Here is a 20,560-nt window from a genome sequence, read left to right as displayed (position 1 = left end):
GGGAAATCCGGCGGTGCATCAAACGCTACCTCGCCCGCCAGATCTACCGAACCCTCAACGCGACAAAGACGGACCCCTCCACGGCTTGACGAACTATAGAAGGGTCACTTAGCGCTACCCAGTTGGGTCCCCGACGAAGCGGTTCCGTCCGGCCCGGTAGCCGAACACCGCCGCGAGCAGCCCCACGGCCAGGAAGAGGACGCCGGCGGCTGTGAAGGACCCGGTGGCCTGGTGCAGTTGGCCCACCATCAGGGTCCCCGTTGAACCGAGGCCGTATCCCACGCCCTGCATCATCCCGGACAGGTGCGCTGCTGTGTGCCCGTCCCGGGTGCGCAGCATGATCATGGTCAGCGCCACCGCGGTGAGGCTCCCCTGGCCCAGCCCCAGCAGTCCTGCCCATACCCAGATCAACTCGAGTGGCCCGAAGATGCTCAGCGCGAAGCCGCCGCCGGTCATCAGGGCCACCACGGTGTTGATGGCGCGCTGGTCCCGGAACCTCGCCGCAAGCGCCGGGGCGAAGAGCGAGCCGAGCATTTGCAGCACGATGCACGCCGACACGATCAGCCCAGCCGTTGCCCCGTCCACTCCCCGTTCCCGCAGGATGGGTGCCAGCCAAGCGAAAACGCTGAAGGACATCATCGCCTGGAGCACCATAAAAATGGTGACCTGCCAGGCGACCGCCGAGCGCCAGACGTTCACCCCCTCCTTCACCGCCTGGTGGCGGACGGGGCGCTGCCGTACCGCCAGCGGCAGGAACAGGAAAAGAACGACGGCGGCGGGCAGCGCCCAGAGCCACAGAGCCAGGGTCCACTCCCCCGTCGCCGCGTAGACGGGGTAGGTAAAGCCGGCTCCCAAAGCGGCCGAGGCGCAGATGGCTGTGGTGTAGAGCCCGCCCATGAGGCCCAGGCGGTGCGGGAAGTCCCGCTTGACCAGCCCGGGCAGCAGCACGTTGCACAGGGCGATGGCGGCACCGCAGGCGGCTGTCCCGGCAAGGAGGGCGGGCAGGTGCACTGGTCCCGGCAGATCCCCGGCTGGAGGCAACGGCAGCGCGGCCGGGCGCAGCAGAAGCCCCGCCGTCAGCACCGCCATGGCGCCGAGGAGCACGCGCTCGGCGCCATACCGGCGGGCCAGCACCGGGGCCAGGGGCGCAAACACGCCCAGCAGCGTCACGGGGACAGTGGTCAGCACAACAACCGCCCACCCCGGCAGCGCGGCCTGCGACGTCACCTCGGGAAGCACCGCCGAGAAACTGGAGAAAACCGTTCTCAGATTTAAACCGATCAGGACCAGGCACAAGCCCAGGTAGACCAGGCCCCTCCGGCTTCCCACCCGGGTGGGTTCCGCCGCCGGCAACTCATCAATCTCGGCGTCCACCAGGTTGTCGGGTTTCATCGGCGGCTTGGCGGGCCGGCCCTTTTTTACCGCAGCACTCGTCGCTTCCGTCACCTGCCCATTCTTGCAGGAGGGCTGAGGTCCGAGTTATCCACATACGGCGGTGGACGCCTGCTGCCGCCGCAGGTCTGAGCCATAGCTTTGGAAGCATGAACAGCGCCCCACCGCCCGGCTCCGGAGGAGACTAATGGGCACTCCGCCGCCAGATGAGCCTCAATCGGCAAGTGAGCCAACCCAACCCGAGGCACCCGCGGCAGCGGAAGTCCGGGAGGCCCGTTACGAGCGCAAGGCAACTGCCAGCGTTTTATTGGCAGTCCTTGCCCTTGTCAGCATGATTGTGACTGCTCCGCTGGCGATGTTTGCCATGCTTGCCACTTATCCTTCCACCGGGCCGTCCCCGATGCCCTGGGTGGCGCCTTTGGTCTTCTTCAGCCTTCCCCTCCTGTTTGCTCTGCCCTCCCTGGTGTTGGCAATTTCCGTCCTCCGGAACGCCCCGGACACTTCGCCAGACCGGTCGTCGGCGGCACTCGCCCTATGCCTCGCGGGATTGGTCTTCGTCTTGGCCTTGGGGCCCGCACTGGATCAATTGGGGAATCAATAATGAGGGCTGTCCGGCCGCCGGTATTCTGGAAGGGATGAGTGAATCCCCAGAAACCCCCCAGCCGCAGCATGTCCCGCGGCCGGTGACGCCCGGAACCCAAGCCTCCTACGGCACGTACGGCGGCCGGCCCGTCAGCTTTGTTCGCCGCGGCACACGTCTGCAGGGACGCCGGCAGGCAGCCTGGGAACTCCATGCCGAGCGGTGGGCCGTGAACGTCCCCCGGCACGTAGCCAACACGTCGGTCCACCCGGACTACACCTTCGACGCGGAGGCGGAATTCGGCCGCAAAGCACCCCTCATCGTCGAGATCGGCTCTGGCCTCGGCGACGCCATCTGCCACGCCGCTGAACAGAACCCGGACACCGACTTCCTCGCTGTGGAGGTCTACACTCCCGGGCTGGCCAACACCATCATCAAGATCAACAGCCGGGGACTGAGCAATGTCCGGGTTGTCGAGGCCAACGCGCCCGAGGTGCTGGCCACCATGCTCCCAGAGGGTTCCGTAAGCGAATTGTGGGTCTTCTTTCCCGATCCCTGGCACAAATCCCGCCACCACAAACGGCGCCTCATCCAACCCAAATTCGCGGACCTTGCTGCCCGTGCCCTGAAGAAGGGCGGGCTGTGGCGCATTGCCACTGACTGGTCCAACTACGCGGTCCATGTCCGCGATGTCCTGGCGGACTCGAAGGACTTTGAGAACCTGCACACAGGCGAGCGCCGCGGACCGGAAAGTCCGCTGACCCAGGTGTGGCAGTCCGGCGTGGAATCAGTGGTGGGCGGAGCCCCCGTCCGTGAAGGCCGTGCCCCGGTCAGCACGGAACACACCGGCCCCAACGAAGGTGTGGACGAAACGGGCGGCTGGGCCCCCAGGTTCGAGGGAAGGATCCGGACCAGCTTTGAAGGCAAGGCCCACGAGGCCGGGCGGCTCATTTTTGATCTCTGCTACCGCCGCCGTTAGTTCCAGCGAGGGCACACCCGGCCGCCAACCCCGGGCATCATCAGCCCACGCTGATGGAGGCAACAATCTCCCTGAGCATACTGAGCCTCCGCTCCACGTCAGGGCCGGCGTAGGGCCAAATGACTACCAGGCCGATGAACCGCCCGCGTTCCCACACGCCCACGGTCGCCGCCACTTTCCCCGCCCCCTCGGCGTCGTCGTAGCCCACTACCACCGCGTAGGCGGACTTGCCGGGCAGGTTCAACCCGCCTTCGGTGAGAAGGGCGCCTCCCTTCTCCTCCAGATAGAAACCGGACATCAGGTGCGCCCAGCCGTTGGCCTGCGCAGCGCCCTGCACGGAGGTGTCGTCCTTGATGACGGTGACAAGGACCCCACCCAGCAATCCGTACTGTTCAGTGTTGGGGCCGGCCGTGGAATCTTCCAGGACCTGGGTGTGCTCAGGGAAGTCGGCTGTGAACCCCAGCGCGGATTCGATGTGGACTGACATTCTCTTGCTCCTTCAGCGGGTGTGTCGTAGCTGGGCTGGGTGCGGGGGGCCGGATGTTGGCCGGCACGATTACAGCCGCTCGAGCCTGGCGTCGTTGGGGACTTTGTAGTACGTGGAGACATTCGTGGTGGCCTGGCTCTCGGTTTTGACCTCCACCTCGCCTACTTTCACGTCAACCCCGGCCTCGTTGGACGCAGTCACCACATTGTTGACCTGGACAGTGGCAGAACCGGCTTCGTACAGCCTGGCGGCATCGCGTGCTGCGCCGAATTCGTTTCCGAGCGCGACATGCCGCAGGTAGCTATCGATCAGCGGCTTGTTCTCCGCTGAGTAATCCACATCGATCTTGACAGTACCCTGGGTTCCCGCGGTCACTGTGGACTCGAGCTTGGCGGCCTTCACGTCCGTACCCGCCGTGACTCCCTGCGCCACGGTTCCATCCATGGACACTGACACGGATTCGATGTTGCTGTGTTTGTCCATGTTTACCTGCAGTCCGCCCTTGCCGGAAGCCTCGAAAACGCGGCCGTCCAGGTTGAGCTTGCCTTGGGCTGAAACTTCGCCGCTGGCTGTTGAGGTGCCGTCGGTCAGGTTCCGCTCGTAGGCCAGGTCCAGCCTGGCCGAACCTGATGCGGCTCCGGTTTCCCCCTCGGCCTCCAGCGACAGCGTTCCCTTGGCCTTGTCCGTCTGCCCGGTGGAGCCGTTGTCACCGGCAGCTTCGTTGATGGTTTCCAGGACGTAACCGGGCGGATTGCCGGCCACATCCTTGATCTCACCCACGCTGTCCGGCGGCAGCTCCCGGTACATCTGCTCGCGGACTGCCATGGCTTCTTCCACGCTTTCGAAGGTGTATTCGCGGGACACCTGCCCGTTAAGGGTCACACCGGCGGTTCCGGTGGTGTCGTTGACGCCCAACCCCATGTTTCCGTACACCTTCACCGTCGCGGTGCCATCGGCATTCTCCACAACTTCGGTGCCCACTTCGGCACCGCCGTGGACCCAGGCCACCCGGGCCTCGATCGATGCCTTGCCTGTTTCGGAGTAGACGGGGATGTCTGCCCTGGCCAGGCTCTGGAGATGTTCCTTGGCCTGCTCCTGCGCGGATGTTGGGATGCCGCCGTCCATCCGCATGAGGTCCTCAGCGAACGGACCGTCGCCGCCTTCGCCCTCGATCAGGTATTTCCGGTCCGCTGCAGAGAGGCCGTCCCACCACGTGGCCTGTTCCTCCGGGCTGGCGTCCAGCATCCGCTCCAGGCCGGCTTCCAGCTCCCGGCGGTGCCCGGCCGCGGCCGCGGCGGCAGCGGCCTGTTCCTTCAGCCAGTCCTGCGCCTGTCCGGCAAACGATTTAGCCCGGTCCCAGACGCCGGTGCCGGCACCGGCCGATGAGGACGACGAGGAGGATTTCTCCTGCTCCTCCGCGTGCTGCAGCAGGATCCTGGAGTTCTCACGCAGGCTGGACACAACCTTCTCCAGCCCGGGGCGGTGGCTTCCGCTCCACTCCTGACGGAAACGTTCGCCGTCCGTGCCCTTCCAGGGAGCCGCCTGGATCTGGCTATGCAGCGAACTCGCCCGGCTGCCCAACAACAATGCAGCCTGGTCAGCCGCCTTCGCCAGAGCCCGCAACTGGCTGACATCAGCGCCGTAAAAAGTCATGGTTCGTCCCCCGGAGAAGTTCGCGCCGATGTTCGGTCGCTGACCATATAGTTCCACGCCGGGGAGAACTTCGGCGATGGGCATCCCTCCCCATCCCACAGCGGCATTGGACACCTCATTGCTGAAGCCGCACAATCCGCCACCTAATCCACATAGTGCTGAGGGGTCACTGGCCCGGACCATCAGCGCGTGGCACGATTGCCCTTACGCGGGGGTACGCACCATCCGCGCCTCCGCGCCTGTACAAAGGGAACAGCCATCAAAAAAGAATTGCGACAGGCCGCAGATGCGGCAGAGAACGTCACCAACTCCCACACCCTGGAGATGTTGGCGAGGGCGGGGTTTGCGGCGAGCGGCATCCTGCATCTCTTAGTAGGTGCTATCGCGATCCGGCTGGCCATGGGCGGTACGGGCAACGCCGACTTCAGCGGTGCCGTGGCCGAACTCGCCACCCAGCCTGCCGGACCTTTCCTGTTGTGGGCGAGCTTCGCCGCCTGCGCTGCCCTTGCACTGTGGCAGACCAGCGATGCCATCTTCGACTACAACCAGTTGCCCACAAAGGAAAAGGCCGGAAAGAAGGCAAAGGCAGCGGCGCAGGCAGTGGTTTTCGCCGGACTTGCCCTGACAGTGATGTCCTTCGCCATGGGAACCGGTTCGGGCGGGGACAACCAGCAGGCCGCAAGCGACCTTACCGCTTCCGTCATGAAGGCACCGGGCGGCGTAGCGCTGTTGGTCCTGCTGGGCGTGGGCATTGCCGTAACCGGCGTGGTGTACGGCATCCGCGGCCTTCGGAAATCGTTCGAAAAGCAGCTGGCAATGCCCTCGTCCCCCACCGCACGGACCGCGGTCACCGTGCTGGGCATAACAGGATACGTGGCGAAGGGCATTGTGCTGTTGCTGACCGGGCTGCTCATCGCCATAGCCACGCTGCAGGCGCACCCTGAGGAGTCCACCGGCCTGGATGGAGGGCTTCGGGCGCTCCGCGACCAGCCGTTCGGGGTGTACCTCCTGGCGGCTGTGGGCGCCGGGCTCATCTGCTACGGCGCCTACATGATCGTCCGGGCACGCCTCGCGAAGATGACCCGATAGCCGGCGGCCCCGGCTGATGAAGGCGCCAGTGTGGCTGGGGTTGGAGCGCCCGGGTATGTGGCGGACCCTAAGGCACGGTAATGACCGCGACGGCCTGCTGGGCACCGTCCCGCAGTTCCACACTCGAAATGCTGGCCAGCTGGATGGGTGTTGCGCCGGTGACCCTGACCCTGCCGCTCGGCGTGGCCGTCCAAGCGCACGCGCGGTCCTCGCCGCCGGCCCGGTCCCGGACCCACAGCGACAATGTCCCGTCGGAGGGGAGGCTGCTGCCGTTCACCGCCAACTCGGTTCCCCAGGTCTTCCGGGCCAGGTCGATGCTGAACTGCAGGCCATCTCCGGACTGCACAGAGTAGCTCGCGTCCGGTTGCGCCGGCCGGTTCAGGACCGGCCCCACCCCCAGGCCCACGGCGAGGCATGCTGCGGCGACCGCCCCCACCAGGGCCGCCCACCGCCGTCGTACCTTCCGACGGCGGCGCGACAGTTCCGAAAGGAGGGGCACCGGGGCCCCGGCTGCCCGGGCGGGTGGCGCGCCCGGTCCTGCCGGCACCACGGTGAGCGCAACGGCGTCCGGCACCGGGAGGGCGTCCAGTAACGCAGGCACTTTCTCCAGCCGGCCGAGCTCGTCCCGGCATCTCGCGCAACCCTGAAGGTGCGCCGCAAAAATCTTCAGGTCCTCGGCGTCCAGCCCGCCCAACAGGTAAGCTCCCAGCAAGTGGTGCTGCTCGGAAGCGCTCACCGTTCCACCCCCATTTCGTCCAGGATGGTCCGCAACGCCCGCACTGCGTAGTACGCACGGGACTTCACCGTTCCGGTCGGGACGTTCAACTGCACCGCTGCCTCATTCACGGTGAAACGGCGGTAGTGCAACGCCACCAGCACGTCCCGGTGTTCAGAGCTGAGGCGGAGCAGCGCTTCCTCGATCAGCACCCTGTTCAGCAGCTCGTCCACGCGTTCCACTGCCTCGGCAGAATTGGCAAGGCCATCGTCCAGAGTTTCGGCCGGGCGGCGCTGCGCCCGCCGGTAATTGTCGATCATGATGTTCCTGGCCGTCCGGAAAAGATAGCTGCGAAGGCTCCCGGTGACCTCCGGGGCGTGCTGCCAGACACGGAGCACGGTTTCCTGGACCACGTCCTCAGCCAACTGCGGGTCGCGGGAGGCGCTGAGCACAAATCGGCGTAGGGCCTGGCCGTGCTCACGGTAGATGGACTCAACAACGTCCTCGTCCAGCGGCATATCGGGACCTCCCGGCCTTCAACATGGTTCGCCACCGTGTGCTTCCGGCTGATACGACGTCTGCAGCCGGAATTTGGTTCAGTTGAACTATTCTTCACCCGGAGGCGTCTTAGTCGTTAGCGTCCGGCATCGACGCCGGGCACGAATCAAGGAGCAGACCTATGAAAAAGCAACTGGGAACAGGCCTCACCATGCTCGCCCTGACGGCGGCCCTCGCGGGGTGCGGCGGCGGCAGTACCACCCCTGCAGCCACCAGCCCGGCTGTCACGGCGGGCTCACCGAACGCCTCTGCAACGGCCCCCGCTGCCTCTGTTTCTCCGCCCTCCGCAACGTCCACAGCTACGGCCGCCGGTGTGGACCTCAAGATTGCGTCTTCCAGCCTGGGCGACATTGTGGTCGATGGCAAGGGGATGAGCGTCTACTACTACACCAAGGATGTCAAAGACTCCGGTACCAGCACCTGCACCGGGGGATGCCTGACCGCGTGGCCGCCGCTCCTCACCACTTCGGACGAGCCCAAAGTCGAAGGGGTAACCGGGACCGTGGGCACCATCACTACACCGGAAGGAGCCAAGCAGGTGACCCTGAACGGCCTGCCGTTGTACTACTTCGCCAAGGACACCAAGGCCGGTGACATCCTCGGCCAGGGCGTCAACGACGTCTGGTACCTGGCCGATCCGGCCGGCGAAATGATCAAAACCGCGACCAAATAATGACCCTGCGGGGGCGGTGAGCCGGGTGCCGGTTCGTCACGGGAGCGGAACTGCCGGCAGCGTGGCGGGCAGTGGAACCTGCGGCGGCACCCGCACTTCCGGCGACCCGCCCAGCCCGTTGGCAATGTGCTCGGGTACAGCCCCGGGCAGGGTCTCTAAAGCGGGGACTTCCCCGGGTTTTCCCGGGGAAGTTGGCTGGCTTGCAGCGGTCTCCGGTGCAACTGGACCGTCCGACGGCGGGGCGGTCGGTTGAGTCGCAGCAGCGGGGTCCGCCGGTATCGATGTTGGGCCGGCTGGTGCAGTGCCGGCAGGTGCGGTGCCGGCAGGTCCGGTACCGGCCGGGGACTCTGGCACAGGCACCGCGGGCTGATCGGCCTGGTGGCCTGCAGGTGCTCCGCCGGAACCGGTGATGAAGGAAGTGACCGCCTGGTTGAGCTGGGTGAACGACTCCCGGATGGACTGGTCTGATGCCGCGGCCACTGCGCCGCCGGCGCTCAGGGACACCGCCACGGACAGGGCCGTCAGTGTGGTCCGGCGCTTGGCCCTGCGGCGGGCAGCGAGTTCGTCAGCGGGGGCTGCAGCAATCGCGGCTTCGGCGACTTCCGGGTCAGCACCAAGCCCTGCGTTGGCTCCGGCCATCATGGCCAGCAGCTCGGCAGAAGGCTCCGGCGCATCAGAGGCCAGGGCCTGAAGCTCGAGAAGGACGGGGCGGAGCTGGGTGTCGCCGTCCAGGTCTGCCTCCAACAGCAGCTGGTCGACGGACCCGCCGCGGGATCCTGCGGTGTCACTCATGGTTTGCCTGGTTTCTTTTGAGCGTCTGTGCCTTGAGATTTTGAAGGGCCCGGCGCTGGAGCTGCTTGATCGCCCCTTCGCTCTTGCCCATGATGCCGGCCACCTGTTCTATGGACAGGTCAGCCACCACGCGAAGGGCCAGCACTTCCTGGTGTTCGTCGCTGAGCCCGTCCAGCAGGGCGGCAGCCGCGCCGTTCAGCTCCACCGCACAGTGTTCTGCGGAGGGGGTGCTCCGGTTGTCCTCCAGCGGGTCGTAAGGAGTCAGCTGAGGCCTGCGTTCCAGCCGCCGGTAGTGGTCCACCATGCGGGCGTGGGCAATGGAGAAGATGAGAGACTTGGCCCCCTGCAGCCCGCCGGTGAGGCCGCTGATCTGCGGGAAGAATGCCAGGAACACGTCCTGGGTTACCGCTTCGGGATCGTCCACGCCGCGTGCCCTGAGGTATCCGAGCACCGGCCCCGCGAAGGACCGGTAGGCAACGCCGAACACCGCAGCCGGGTCGGTTCCGGCTGCGTCGTCGAATATGTCGATCTCTTCTTGGGCCAAAGTGTCTAGCACCGGCGGCTCCTCCATCCCGGAGCAAGGCAATGCCCATCCCGGTTTTACGGTGCGGTCTGCGGGTCCTGCGCTTACTTTCCCGCTGCCTTTCGGCAGGTTATTCCGGGCTTCATTCCGGACCGGCCTCCCCAAGGGCCGTCAGTGTTTCCTGAAAGGGCAGTTCCCGAAATCGAGGACTGCCGTACTGCGGGAAACGGACCGTGGGCCGCTTCCCGCAGTACACACTAGCCAACGCCGCTTAGCGGACCGAAACTGACGGCGCGTCCACAGCTGCGCTGCCGCCGTCGACGGAGGCAGCAGGAACCTCGGGAACTGCAGGCACGGCCGGAACTGCCGGCTCGCCGTCGACACCCGGAACAGCCGGAACAGCCGGGATCGCCGGAACAGCCGGAACCTCGGGACGCTCAATCTCAACAGCGGCGGAACCACCGGCTGCGGCGCCTGCCCCTGCGGCAGCGTCAGCCTGCGCTGCGACGTCGGTGCAGAAGCTTTCGATGTTCGCTTCACCCTGCGCTGCGATGGCCAGCGAGGAGAAGCCTTCGGAAGAGGCGTTCAGGCCACCGTTGGTGAAAGCAGTGCAGAGGCCAAGGGCTGCGGCGCCGGCTGCGTCAACTGCCGTGCCGGCTGCGGCGGACACGGAAGCCTGGGCTGCGACGTTATCACTGGAAACCGCGACATCTCCTGCGGTTTCCGCTTCTGCGTCAGCGGAAGCGTTGGCAGTGGCGTCGGCGGCGGCGGCAGTGGTTGCCTGCGCGTTAGAGGCGGCTTCTGCCGCCAGCTGCGGAGCCGGGGCGCCGAAGAGATTGTGGGCGGTCTGCTGTGCTTCGGCCGGAAGGACGCCGGAAACGGCAGCGGCGCCGGTTCCGCCGACGGCAATGGTGCCGGCTGCCAGTACTCCGGCGGCGACTTTGCTGGTGGCGAGAACGGTGAACAACGACATAAGACACTCCAAAACCTAGACAACATATTCGATTCAGGTCCGCCGGGCGGACCCATCACCTCCTACATCGCGGGGGCAGGCGGAAAGGTTACGGGCGTCCGGAATCTTTTTCTCCGGCTGTGTCAGACTCGCGGCAGCGGCCGGCGGCAGCAGTCGGTGGGCAGCAGCCGGCGAGGTTTAGGGACGGCGCTACGATCGATGCATGCCTACGATCCCGGAGTCCCAGAAGAAGGCCAGCACCTGGCAGTCGATGGTGGACAGCAACAAAGCACTCCTTCTGCGGAAGACCGGCCAAGACACCGCGTACTGGGTTGGGAAGGCCCGCGCCGCCGGTATCCGGAACGACGGCGAACTCCGCACCTGGATGCGCGACAGCTTTGGGGTGACCGGGTACGCCCAGTATGCGGTGTCCTGGGAGATGTTCGGCTATCCGGAATTTATGTTGCGTGACGCCGATGAACTGATTGACGGGCAGTATGCCAACCACCCGCACCTGCGGCCCATCGCGGACGCCCTCCTGGCATGGGCGTCCGCGACGGACGGGGTGGAGATCCAGATGCGGAAGGGTTACGTGTCCCTCCACAGTGCTCGGCGGAAGTTTGCGCAGGTCACGCGGACCACCACCACTGCCGTTGACGTAACCCTCCGGCTCGACGCCCCTGAGGAGGGCCGGATCGAGACTGTGAAGACCCGGGCCGATGACCCTTTCACCCGCAGGGTGCGCCTTACCTCAGCGGACCAGGTGGACGATGAACTTGTGGATATCCTGGCCGTGGCCCTCGAGCGGAACAGCTGACAGGGCAGAACAGCTGACCGTGCGGAACAGCTGACCGTGCAGAACAGCTAAGCAGGATGCAGAACAGCTAAGGGGGCTGCCCTGCGCCTGCTTAGTACCCCGCTGGCCAGCCCAGCACGAGCTACGGGACCACGACGGCGGACACGCCACCGTCCACAACCGTCACTTCGAAGACGGTGGTGGACCCGCCCGGTGACGGCACGGTGACCCGGTGTGTCCCGTCCTGGGCTGCGAAGGCCTGGAACCGCATGTCCTGGGCCCAGTCGTAGTCCGGCCGGTCGGACACCGTACCGATGGGCAGCAGCGCGTTTTCCCGCACCCAGGTTGCCGCTTCCATGACCGAGTACTCCTTGCGGTGCCACCGGGGGCCTGCCAGCTGCTCGCCGGTTTCCAGATGGGTCCAGGTCCCTTCGGGCAGGTAGAAGGACACCGTGCCGGAGCGGTCCATCACGGGTGCCACCAGAAGGTCGGGGCCCAGCATGTACTGCCGGTCAAGATGTGCGCAGCCCGGGTCCTCCGGGAATTCCATAAACAGCGGCCGCATCAGGGGAATGCCCTCTGCATACGCTTCTTCGGCCGCCATCTGCAGGTAAGGCATCAGCCGCATTTTCTGCTCGGTGAAGTGCCGAAGGACATCCACCGACTCTTCGTCCACGAGCCACGGGACGCGGTAGGAGTTGGAGCCGTGCAGCCGTGAGTGCGAGGACAGCAGCCCGAACGCGATCCAGCGCTTGAAGATTTCCGGTTCAGGCGTGCCCTCGAAACCGCCGATGTCATGGCTCCAGAAGGAGAATCCCGACGCCGCCAGCGACAATCCGCCGCGCAGCGATTCAGCCATCGCCGCGAAGGTTGACTCGCAGTCTCCGCCCCAGTGCACCGGCATGGTTTGGCCGCCTGCTGTGGCTGAGCGGGCAAAGACCACCGCTTCGCCCTCACCCAGCTCCTTCGAAAGCAGGTCAAAGACCGTCCTGTTGTACAGCTGCGCGTAGTAGTTGTGCATCCTGGCCGGATTGGAGCCGTCATGCCACACCACATCGGTGGGGATGCGCTCGCCGAAATCGGTCTTGAATGAATCAACGCCCTGGCCCAGCAGGCCGCGGAGTTTGTCCTGGTACCAGAGCACGGCGTCGGGGTTGGTGAAGTCCACAAGTCCCATCCCTGCCTGCCACATGTCCCATTGCCAGACAGAACCGTCCGGACGCTTAACCAGGAAGCCGCGTTCCAGGCCTTCCCGGAACAGGTGCGAGCGCTGGGCGATGTACGGGTTGATCCAGACGCAGACCTTGAGCCCGCGGTCGTGCAGGCGGGCGAGCATGCCCTCCGGGTCCGGGAACGTTGCGGGGTCCCACACGAAATCGCTCCAATGGAAGGACCGCATCCAGTGGCAGTCGAAGTGGAAGACGGAGAGCGGCAGGTTCCGCTCTTCCATGCCGTCGATGAAGGAGTTGACGGTCTTCTCGTCGTAGTCCGTGGTGAACGATGTGGACAGCCAGAGCCCATAGGACCACGCCGGGATCCGGGCGGGCCGGCCGGTCAGCTCCGTGTACCGGCGGATGATCTCCTTGGGTGTGGGCCCGTGGATGATGAAGTACTGCAGCTTCTGGCCTTCCACGCTGAACTGCGTACGGGAAACCACTTCCGAGCCCACCTCGAAGGAAACCTTCTCCGGGTGGTTGACGAACACGCCGTACCCGTCATTCGTGAGGAAGAACGGAACGTTCTTGTACGCGAGGTCGCTGGAGGTGCCGCCGTCCTCGTTCCAGATGTCCACGGCCTGGCCGTTCTTCACGAAGGCGCCGAAGCGCTCGCCCAGGCCGTAGACGTTGGTGCCCACCCCGAGGCTGAGCTGTTCGTGCACAAAGGTCCGCCCGCCGTCGTCCGTGATGACGCCGACGCTGCGGGGAGTGGAGCTGGTCAGCAGCCTGCCGTTCCCGAGGAAGTCGACTCCCCAGTCGCCGGACGTGCTGATCCGTGCCGTCAGCCCTCCGGACGTGATGCTTGCGGTGCGGCCGCCGTCCTGGCTGAACTCCGCGGCGGATCCTGCCCGGTTCACGTCAAAATGCGGACCGTTGTCCAGGCCGCCCTGGAAGTGTTCGATGGTTACCCCAATGACGTCCGGCATCGGGGCGTCGAAGGTGACCGTCAGCTGGGGAAGGTTAAGTGCGTCGCCGCGGGAGGTGATGCGTTTGGTGGGCGCGTAGACGGTCATCGTCCCGCCGTCCACCACTACCTCCGATACGTCGCGGGGGTGCAGCGCGGAAAAGCCTTTGCGGTACAGCCAGTATCCGTCGGTGAATTTCATGGGATCTCAGTTTCCATTCTCAATATGGTCAAAGTTGTTCTTGAGGACCAGGGCGCCGTACGGCTCCAGGGTTATGTCGGGTCCGTGGCTGTCCCCGGTGAGCAAGTCCACCGACTGCTCTTTGAGGCGTACCGTCCGCGGTTCCGGGCCGTGGTTCAGCAGGAAGTGGTAACCGCCGCGGGTGGCGAGTTCGACGTCGTCGGGCAGCTCCCCGGCGACGGGCACAGTCAGTCCCGCCTCCGCCACCGCGGCGCCAACAATGTTTCCCAGCGCTGCAGCGGGCAGGTCGCAGCCGATGTACCAGGCGGTCCCTTGGCCGTGGCTGTTGCGGACTGCTGCCGGCTTCCCGGCAAGCGGGCCGGATGCGAAGGTGGCCACCACGGCAGCGCTGGAGCTGTGGAGGCGCAGGTCCTCCGACCAGACGGCGGCTTCGAGGTTGTCCAGCATTCCTGCGTTGGCCGCCGCGCCCAGAGGACCGGGCTGCCCAAATTCAAGTCCCACGCTGCCCGCCAGCGGGCGCCATTCTTCCCCTGTCACCCCGAGCATGCCGGCCAGCACTGCAGGGAACCGTCCCTGGCGGAGGTGTCCGTTGCTGTCGGCCAATCCGCTGAAGGGACCCACCACTGCAGTTCCTCCCCCGTGCACCCAGCCGGTCAGTGCCGCGGCATGTTCCTCGGTGAGGAGGAAGAGGCTGGGGACAAGCACCAGGTCGAAGCGGTCCAGGGCGGCAGCGGGATGCACCACTTCCACCGACAATCCGCGCCTCAGCAACGGCCGGTAGTAGGCCTGCAACTGGTCGAGCACGCCCAGCCTGTCGCTGGGGCAGTCCGGGGACTCGGCAGCCCACCAGCTGTCCCAGTCGAACAACACGGCAATGCGGGAGGGTGAGGGTGTGCCGGCGAGGAGCCGGAGATTCTGAAGCTCGGACCCGAGAGCCGAGACTTCGCGGAACACGCGGGTGTCCTCCCCCGCCAGGGGTACCACTGCGGAATGGAAGCGCTCGGCGCCGAAGGCGGACTGGCGGAACTGGAAGAAACAGATTCCGTCCGAGCCGCGGGCCAGCGCAGACAGGGAGTCCACCCGCAGCGCGCCGGGTTCCTTGGCGCTGTTGTGCGGGCGCCAGTTCACGGCCGACGCCGCTGATTCCATCAGCAGCCAGGGCCGGCCCGCGGCCAGTCCGCGGCAGAGATCGTGGGTGAGCGCGCCCAGTTCCCAGGTTTGAGGTTGGGCCGGGTCGGTGTACCAATTGTTGCCGATCAGGTCCGTCTCGCCGGCGAAGCTGAAGTAGTCCGCCCCGCGGAAGAAGCCCATGAGGTTTGTGGTGACCGGGACGTCGGGAGAGTGCCGGCGGATGATATCCCGCTCGGCGGTGAAGAGCTTGAGCAGCGAATCCGAGGTGAAACGCTTGAAGTCCAGGACCTGGGTGGGGTTGTGCAGGTAGGGCGCTGTGCGGGGCGGCAGGATCTCCTCCCAGCTGCTGTACCCCTGGCTCCAGAAAGTTGTGCCCCAGGCGGAATTGAGGTTGTCCAGGGAACCATAGCGGCGCAGCAGCCAGCCCCGGAAGGCTCCGGCCGTTTCGTCGTCGTAGCTGACCTGCCCGAGCTCGTTGCCCACGTGCCACATCACGACGGCGGGATGCTTGCCGTAGCGCTCCGCCAGCGCGGCCGTAACCTGCAGCGCAGCGCTGCGGTACACCGCTGACGACGGCGAGAACTGGTTGCGTGAGCCGTACCAGAGGGTAGTTCCCGAGGCATCGGTGGGGAGCGTACTGGGGAAGCGGTGTCCCAGCCATGGCGGCGGCGATGCGGTGGGCGTTGCAAGGCAAACATTGATGTTGCCTTCGTGCAGGAGCGCCAGGATCCGGTCCAGCCAGCCAAAGTCCCACCTGCCTTCGGATGGCTGCAGCCTTGCCCAGCTGAACACGCCCAGGGTGACGAGGTTAATCCCCGCTTGTTGCATCAGGCGGATGTCTTCCGGCCAGCTTTCTTCCGGCCATTGCTCGGGGTTGTAGTCGGCGCCGAACAGCAACCCTGACTGCTGGGTCACGGAGTTCAGCCCGTGGCTGCGAAGATGCATCGAATTCCTTGGTTAAATGGGGGTATGGGTAATCGAAAGGCTTCAACTGCGGCGACGATCAGCGATGTAGCCAAAGAAGCCGGAGTTTCAACAAGTACGGTGTCCTACGTGATGAGCGGGAACCGTCCCATATCGAAAGAAACCCGCGATATCGTCGAAGCGGCAATGCGCCGCCTGAAGTACAGCCCGCGGTCCAGTGCCCGCGCGCTGGCCTCCAGCCGGTCCAATGTGCTGGGCCTTGTGGTGCCGCTCCGCGCTGACGTGAATGTCGGAGTGGTGATGCAGTTCGTCACGGCCGTGGTAACCACTGCCCGTTCCTTCAACCAGGACGTCCTGCTGCTGACCCAGGACGACGCCGGCAGCATAGAGCGGGTGACGTCCCAGTCCATGGTGGATGGCCTGCTCATGATGGACATCGAAGCCCGCGATCCCCGCATTCCGGTGCTTGCCAGGCTGCAGAAACCGGCGGTGCTGATCGGCATGCCGGATGATGCGCGCGGCCTTAGTTGCGTGGACTTTGATTTTGCCGGGGCGTCCCGCACTGCCGTGCGCCACCTGGCCGAGTTGGGGCACCGGGGCATTGCGTTCATCGGGTCTCCGCCGGCCTCGCTGCGCCGCCACGCTACCTATGCCGACCGCGCCCTGCGTGGATTCGAGGAGGCCTGCCGCGCGCTGGAGGTTCACCATGTAGCCGTAGCGTGCGAGGCCAACTCGCCAGACCTGGCAAGGGCCCTGGACAAGGTCTTCGCCGGCCCCGGGCCCATCACTGCTCTTCTGGTGCACAACGAGGGGTTGCTGCCGATCCTGCGTGAGAACCTGGCCGTCCACGGCTTTTCCGTCCCCGGGGACATCTCCGTGGCGGTGATTGCGCCGGCAGATGTGGCAAAGGCTGCCGTCCGCCCCTGGACCTTTGTGCCCATCCCCGCGATGGACATCGGCCGTGCTGCGGTGGAGATGGTGATGGACCGGCTGAGCCTGGAAAAACCGGCCGAACTCCGGCTTATCGGCCCCACCCTGACGGCTGGCGAAACCACCGCCGCGGTTCGATGACATGAGCTGAAGGGCCGGCGCAGACTGGCCCCTCATCCCTTGACCGCCCCGATCATCACGCCCTTGGTGAAGTGCTTTTGCACAAAGGGGTACACGATCAGGATGGGTACCATGGCCAGCACGATGACGGCCATCTGCAGGGCCGGGCCCGCAGCGGCGCCCGTGCCGACGTCCACCTGGCCCGGAACCGAGACGCCCTGGAGCACGTAGGACCGGAGCACCACCTGCAGCGGGTTCATGGCGCTGTCGTTGATGTAGAGGACGGCGTTGAAGAAGGCGTTCCAGTAGCCAACGCTGTAGAACAGTGCGATCACGGCGGTTACGGCCTTGGACATGGGCAGCACAATCTGGGTCAGGGTGCGCCATTCACTGGCACCGTCGATCCTTGCGCTGTCCAGGATTCCCCTGTCGATCCCCATAAAGAAGCCGCGCAGGATGATGATGTTAAACACCGAGATGCAGCTGGGCAGGATCAGCGCCCAATACGTATTGATCAGCCCCAGCCCCGAGACCAGCAGGTAGGAGGGAATGATCCCCGCGCTGAAAAACATGGTGATCAGCAGCGTGAACAGGATGGGGGTGTGCGCAAAGGACCCCGGCCGTGACAACCCGTAGGCGCAAAGGATGGAAACCACCATGCTCAGGGCGGTTCCGGTTGCAGTGACTCCCACACTGACCAGCACCGCGCGGGTGACCACACCTCCACTGAGGATCTGCTGGTACGCGGCGAAAGAAATTTCTCCCGGGGCCAGGACCAGTCCCCCGGCCTGGGTGATGGTGGCCTGGGAGGAGATGCTCGTCAGGACGATTGTGTACAGCGGCCCCAGGACAGCCAGGACGACGACGGCCAGGACAATAAACTTCCCTGCCTTCGCCGCTGCTCCGGGTTCTTCGTCCCAGACGGGGCGTTCTGGTTTCAGGCGCGGCGGCTTGGATTGTTTGGAGGGTTTGGAGGTGGAGGGCACGGCCTTGCTGGTAATTGTGCTCATTTGGAATAGACACCGCTCTCACCGAAGATATGGGCAACTTTGTTGGCTGTCAGGATCAGGGCCAGGCTCACCAGGCCTTTGATGAGGCCGGCCGCAGCGGCGTAGCTCCAGTCGCCGTTTTGGACGCCGGTGTAGTACACAAAGGTGTCCAGGACCTCGGAGGCTTCCGCCCCTACGGCATCCCGCTGGAGGATCATCTGCTCGAAACCGACGGTCAGGGAATCCCCCAGCCGCAGGATCAGCAGCAGCACGATGACGCTGCGCAGGCCGGGCAGGGTGACGTGCCACATGCGCTTCCAGCGGCCCGCTCCGTCCACCGCCGCCGCTTCGTACTGGGCGGGATCGATGGCGCTCAGGGCAGCGAGGAAGACGATGATGCCCCAGCCTGCGTCCTTCCAGACTGCCTGCGAGGTGAGCAGGAACAGGAAGGTGTCCGGGTTGGTCATGATGTCCATCCCTTGCCAGCCGTTGGCCCGCAACGACTGGTTGAGCAGTCCGGCGCCGCCGAAGATCTGCTGGAACACGGACACCACCAGCACCCAGGAAAAGAAGTGCGGGAGGTACACCACGGCCTGTACTGCCGCCCTCAACCGGGGATTCACCAGGGAGTTCAACAGCATGGCCAGGGCGATGGGGACCGGAAAGAAGAACACCAGCTGGAACGCTGTGATCACCAGGGTGTTCTTCACGGCATGCCAGAAGTCGGCGTCCGCCAGCACCCTGGCGAAGTTGTCCGTGCCCACCCACGGGCTGTCAGGGATGCCGACGTAGGGCGAGTAATCCTGGAACGCCACCACATTGCCCAGCATGGGGAGATAGGCGAAAACGCCCAGCAGGATGACCGCAGGCAATGCCATCAATACAAGGGAGCGGTCCCGCTTGAAACGCAACCGAAGGTTTCCCTTTGCCCGTGGCGGCACGGCGGCGGCAGCTCCAACAGCCCGCCTGCCACCACGGGAGCTACGCCCCGCCGTCGTACCTGGCGGCAGGGCCTCATCGGTACGTGTCCCAGACCCATCCTGTAATGGCGCGGAAGCCTTCTGCTCTATTCCGGTGATCATGCGTGCCACGTCCTAGGCCAGGAACCCGGCGTAGAAGTCCCGGAGTTCGTCTCCGCCCTTGCTCTTCCAGGACGCGAGCTCGCTGTCCAGGTCCTTCAGGCTCTTGCGTCCGCGGATGATGTCCTTGGCCAGGTCATCGAACGGTTTGGACAGGGAGCCGAACTTGGCCGGCTCCTGGATCTGCATGCCGAAGAACACGTCCTCCACTACGTTCGGGGCCTGCCGCGCTTCCCAATCGGACTGGGACTTAACCAGCCCGGGGTACTGGACCATCGAGTTGACGATGGGAGGGCTGACGAGGAACGCGTAGGTGCTGGTGACCTCCTCGGTCCCCTTGGCGGTGGCCTTCGGAATGCCCTGGGCATCACGGGTGAAGTGCACTCCTTCAACGCCGTTGTTGATCAGCACGTTCTCCTCTGTGCCAAACGGGGCGGCCATGAAGTTGGCCAATGCCAGCATTTCCTCCACCTTCTTCGGGTCTGCCTTCTTGATGAAACTGAAGATGGCGGCAGGCTGGGCGCGGAAGAGGGTGGGCTTGCCGCCGTCGGGAGCGAAGTAGTCCATGGGCTGCATATTGAACTTCGGGTTGGAGGGCAGGACCCGGGCCAGGGCCTCATGCCAGGAGCCCATTCCGTCAGACGCCATGAGGGAGGCGCCGGACTCGAAGCGCTGCTTGGACTGCTGGGAGTTGCCCGCCACGGCGTCGGGGTGGACGGAACCGTCGGCGAACAGCTTCGCGGTCCACTCAAGGGCGGCCCGGTATTCGTCCGTTTCGACTTTGTTCTGGAGCTTGCCGTCCACCATCTTCCACTTGGGCACCACGCCGTGCATGATCTGGGCGCCGTTCCAGACGTCTTCGGATCCCCAGCGGTTCTTGGACTCGTCCGTCAGCTCCTTGGCGAGCTTGCGGTATTCGTCGGCGGACTTCGGCGGTTCCACTCCGAGTTCCTTGAAGAGGTCCGCCCGGTAGAAGATGGCGTCCGAGATCAACGCGCCGGGATACGGGAGACCGTAGAGGCCCCCTTCGAAGCAGCCCATCTTCCAGGCGGCAGTAGGGATGTTTGCCAGGTTGGGGTACTTGTTGACCTTGTCCCCGGCGATGAACTCCGAAAGATCCTGGAACACACCCGCGGCGGCCTGCCCAAAGCGCGGGGGGAGGTTCCAGCTGGGGATAACCATCCAGTCCGGCACGTCCTTGGGCGAGGCCAGCACTGTCTGGACCTTGTCCGCGTAGGCGTTGCCGTCATTGGCCTGGAAGTTGATGGTGGCGCCCAGCTTTTCGTTGACAGCCTGGTAGTAGCTGTTCTGCGGCAGCGCTGGCGGAACAGCCCACCAGGCCGGCGTCATGGCCGTGTAGGTTCCGCCGCTTCCCGGTGTGCTGGCGACCGACTTGACCAGGGAGGAAGGGATGCTGGTGAAACCGGGGGTGGAGCCGTTGATCGGGGGGATATCGGGCTTCACCAGCTCGAGCGGCTTGTAGGCAGGAACCAGCTTGGCCACCGCTGCCGCCAGTCCTCCCGAGTTGGTGGCCTGTGGGGCTGCAGTACCTGACGAACAAGCAGTCAGCGCCGCCGGGGCCGCGGCCAGGAACACTGCGCCACTGAGGATTCCAAGGAAGGACCGGCGGTTCACTGCTGCGGATGATGCTTCATCCAGCAGTCCGGCGGCGGCTTTACGGGGTTTGCCCCTCCCGGGGCCTACGTGGGAACTGAGCATGACAGCACTCCTTCGTGTTAAGTCAATGACGGGGGATTCAACAGATTCATCGAATCGGTTCGACTTCGATTAGCGTAGGGCACGCCCAGTAAATCCCGCAAGGCCGAAATGTGTTGCGCCTCACATCCCTGAGTGCAACACTGGGTCTCGCCTGCT

The 20,560-nt window shown here is 65.2% G+C and carries 18 protein-coding genes; 5 read left to right on the top strand and 13 right to left on the bottom strand.

Going from position 1 to position 20,560, the window contains the following annotated elements; translation table 11 throughout:
• Window positions 1–114: 114 nt before the first annotated feature.
• Window positions 115–1,392, bottom strand: coding sequence for an MFS transporter (locus M8J71_RS03915; RefSeq protein WP_256246760.1), 1,278 nt, complete (start codon window positions 1,390–1,392; stop codon window positions 115–117).
• Between the two features lie 635 nt (window positions 1,393–2,027).
• Between M8J71_RS03915 and trmB the strand changes: the two genes are divergently transcribed.
• Entirely contained in the window at window positions 2,028–2,951 is a 924-nt protein-coding gene (gene trmB, locus M8J71_RS03910; protein ID WP_256246690.1) for a tRNA (guanosine(46)-N7)-methyltransferase TrmB, read from the top strand.
• A 40-nt stretch (window positions 2,952–2,991) separates the two neighbouring features.
• Here the strand turns inward: trmB and M8J71_RS03905 are convergent, their stop codons facing one another.
• Complete coding sequence (locus M8J71_RS03905) at window positions 2,992–3,438, bottom strand: hypothetical protein (protein ID WP_256246689.1); 447 nt, start codon at window positions 3,436–3,438, stop codon at window positions 2,992–2,994.
• 69 nt (window positions 3,439–3,507) lie between these two features.
• Window positions 3,508–5,091, bottom strand: coding sequence for a hypothetical protein (locus M8J71_RS03900; protein WP_256246688.1), 1,584 nt, complete (start codon window positions 5,089–5,091; stop codon window positions 3,508–3,510).
• Window positions 5,092–5,361: 270 nt separating this feature from the next.
• On the opposite strand from M8J71_RS03900, the gene M8J71_RS03895 reads away from it, so the two are divergent.
• Entirely contained in the window at window positions 5,362–6,180 is an 819-nt protein-coding gene (locus M8J71_RS03895; protein ID WP_256246687.1) for a DUF1206 domain-containing protein, read from the top strand.
• A 67-nt stretch (window positions 6,181–6,247) separates the two neighbouring features.
• Here M8J71_RS03895 and M8J71_RS03890 read toward each other — a convergent pair whose 3' ends face one another.
• On the bottom strand, window positions 6,248–6,916 hold the full coding sequence (locus tag M8J71_RS03890; protein WP_256246686.1) for a zf-HC2 domain-containing protein: 669 nt from the start codon (window positions 6,914–6,916) through the stop codon (window positions 6,248–6,250).
• On the bottom strand, window positions 6,913–7,413 hold the full coding sequence (locus tag M8J71_RS03885) for a sigma-70 family RNA polymerase sigma factor (protein WP_163167868.1): 501 nt from the start codon (window positions 7,411–7,413) through the stop codon (window positions 6,913–6,915). The genes M8J71_RS03890 and M8J71_RS03885 overlap by 4 nt, the downstream gene beginning before the upstream one ends.
• A 161-nt stretch (window positions 7,414–7,574) precedes the next feature.
• Here M8J71_RS03885 and M8J71_RS03880 point away from each other — a divergent pair, with 161 nt between their 5' ends.
• Window positions 7,575–8,126 carry a COG4315 family predicted lipoprotein gene (locus tag M8J71_RS03880; RefSeq protein WP_256246685.1) on the top strand — a complete coding sequence of 184 codons (552 nt, stop codon included), beginning with the start codon at window positions 7,575–7,577 and terminating at the stop codon, window positions 8,124–8,126.
• 36 nt (window positions 8,127–8,162) lie between these two features.
• On the opposite strand, the gene M8J71_RS03875 is transcribed toward M8J71_RS03880, so the two are convergent.
• The 3 genes from M8J71_RS03875 to M8J71_RS03865 form a co-directional block, all read right to left on the bottom strand.
• Window positions 8,163–8,918, bottom strand: coding sequence for a hypothetical protein (locus tag M8J71_RS03875; protein WP_256246684.1), 756 nt, complete (start codon window positions 8,916–8,918; stop codon window positions 8,163–8,165).
• A complete protein-coding gene (locus M8J71_RS03870) occupies window positions 8,911–9,489 on the bottom strand; it encodes an RNA polymerase sigma factor (protein WP_256246683.1) in 579 nt (192 codons plus the stop codon). Before M8J71_RS03870 ends, M8J71_RS03875 begins: the two co-directional genes overlap by 8 nt.
• Window positions 9,490–9,712: 223 nt before the next feature.
• Window positions 9,713–10,414: a protein tyrosine phosphatase gene (locus tag M8J71_RS03865; protein ID WP_256246682.1), complete on the bottom strand. Its 702-nt coding sequence runs from the start codon at window positions 10,412–10,414 to the stop codon at window positions 9,713–9,715.
• A gap of 202 nt (window positions 10,415–10,616) precedes the next feature.
• Between M8J71_RS03865 and M8J71_RS03860 the strand changes: the two genes are divergently transcribed.
• Window positions 10,617–11,210, top strand: a complete 594-nt coding sequence (locus M8J71_RS03860) for a DUF5655 domain-containing protein (protein ID WP_256246681.1) — start codon at window positions 10,617–10,619, stop codon at window positions 11,208–11,210.
• 121 nt (window positions 11,211–11,331) lie between these two features.
• Here the strand turns inward: M8J71_RS03860 and yicI are convergent, their stop codons facing one another.
• Window positions 11,332–13,512: an alpha-xylosidase gene (gene yicI, locus M8J71_RS03855; RefSeq protein ID WP_256246680.1), complete on the bottom strand. Its 2,181-nt coding sequence runs from the start codon at window positions 13,510–13,512 to the stop codon at window positions 11,332–11,334.
• A 6-nt stretch (window positions 13,513–13,518) separates the two neighbouring features.
• Window positions 13,519–15,588 carry a beta-galactosidase gene (locus M8J71_RS03850; protein ID WP_256246679.1) on the bottom strand — a complete coding sequence of 690 codons (2,070 nt, stop codon included), beginning with the start codon at window positions 15,586–15,588 and terminating at the stop codon, window positions 13,519–13,521.
• A 24-nt stretch (window positions 15,589–15,612) separates the two neighbouring features.
• On the opposite strand from M8J71_RS03850, the gene M8J71_RS03845 reads away from it, so the two are divergent.
• A complete protein-coding gene (locus M8J71_RS03845; protein WP_256246678.1) occupies window positions 15,613–16,638 on the top strand; it encodes a LacI family DNA-binding transcriptional regulator in 1,026 nt (341 codons plus the stop codon).
• Between the two features lie 32 nt (window positions 16,639–16,670).
• On the opposite strand, the gene M8J71_RS03840 is transcribed toward M8J71_RS03845, so the two are convergent.
• The 3 genes from M8J71_RS03840 to M8J71_RS03830 are packed head-to-tail and all read right to left on the bottom strand — an operon-like array spanning window position 16,671 to window position 20,404.
• Window positions 16,671–17,627: a carbohydrate ABC transporter permease gene (locus tag M8J71_RS03840; RefSeq protein WP_256246677.1), complete on the bottom strand. Its 957-nt coding sequence runs from the start codon at window positions 17,625–17,627 to the stop codon at window positions 16,671–16,673.
• The gene (locus M8J71_RS03835) at window positions 17,624–18,688 is read right to left on the bottom strand and encodes an ABC transporter permease (RefSeq protein ID WP_374114804.1); all 1,065 of its coding nucleotides are present in this window, start codon (window positions 18,686–18,688) and stop codon (window positions 17,624–17,626) included. The genes M8J71_RS03840 and M8J71_RS03835 overlap by 4 nt, the downstream gene beginning before the upstream one ends.
• A gap of 12 nt (window positions 18,689–18,700) precedes the next feature.
• Window positions 18,701–20,404: an extracellular solute-binding protein gene (locus M8J71_RS03830; RefSeq protein WP_256246675.1), complete on the bottom strand. Its 1,704-nt coding sequence runs from the start codon at window positions 20,402–20,404 to the stop codon at window positions 18,701–18,703.
• Between the last annotated feature and the right edge of the window lie 156 nt (window positions 20,405–20,560).

It is taken from the genome of Pseudarthrobacter sp. R1 (assembly GCF_024494415.1).
GTDB lineage: Bacteria > Actinomycetota > Actinomycetes > Actinomycetales > Micrococcaceae > Arthrobacter.
Note: the sequence above shows the minus strand (reverse complement) of the source record. Positions and strands in the feature narration are given on the sequence as shown.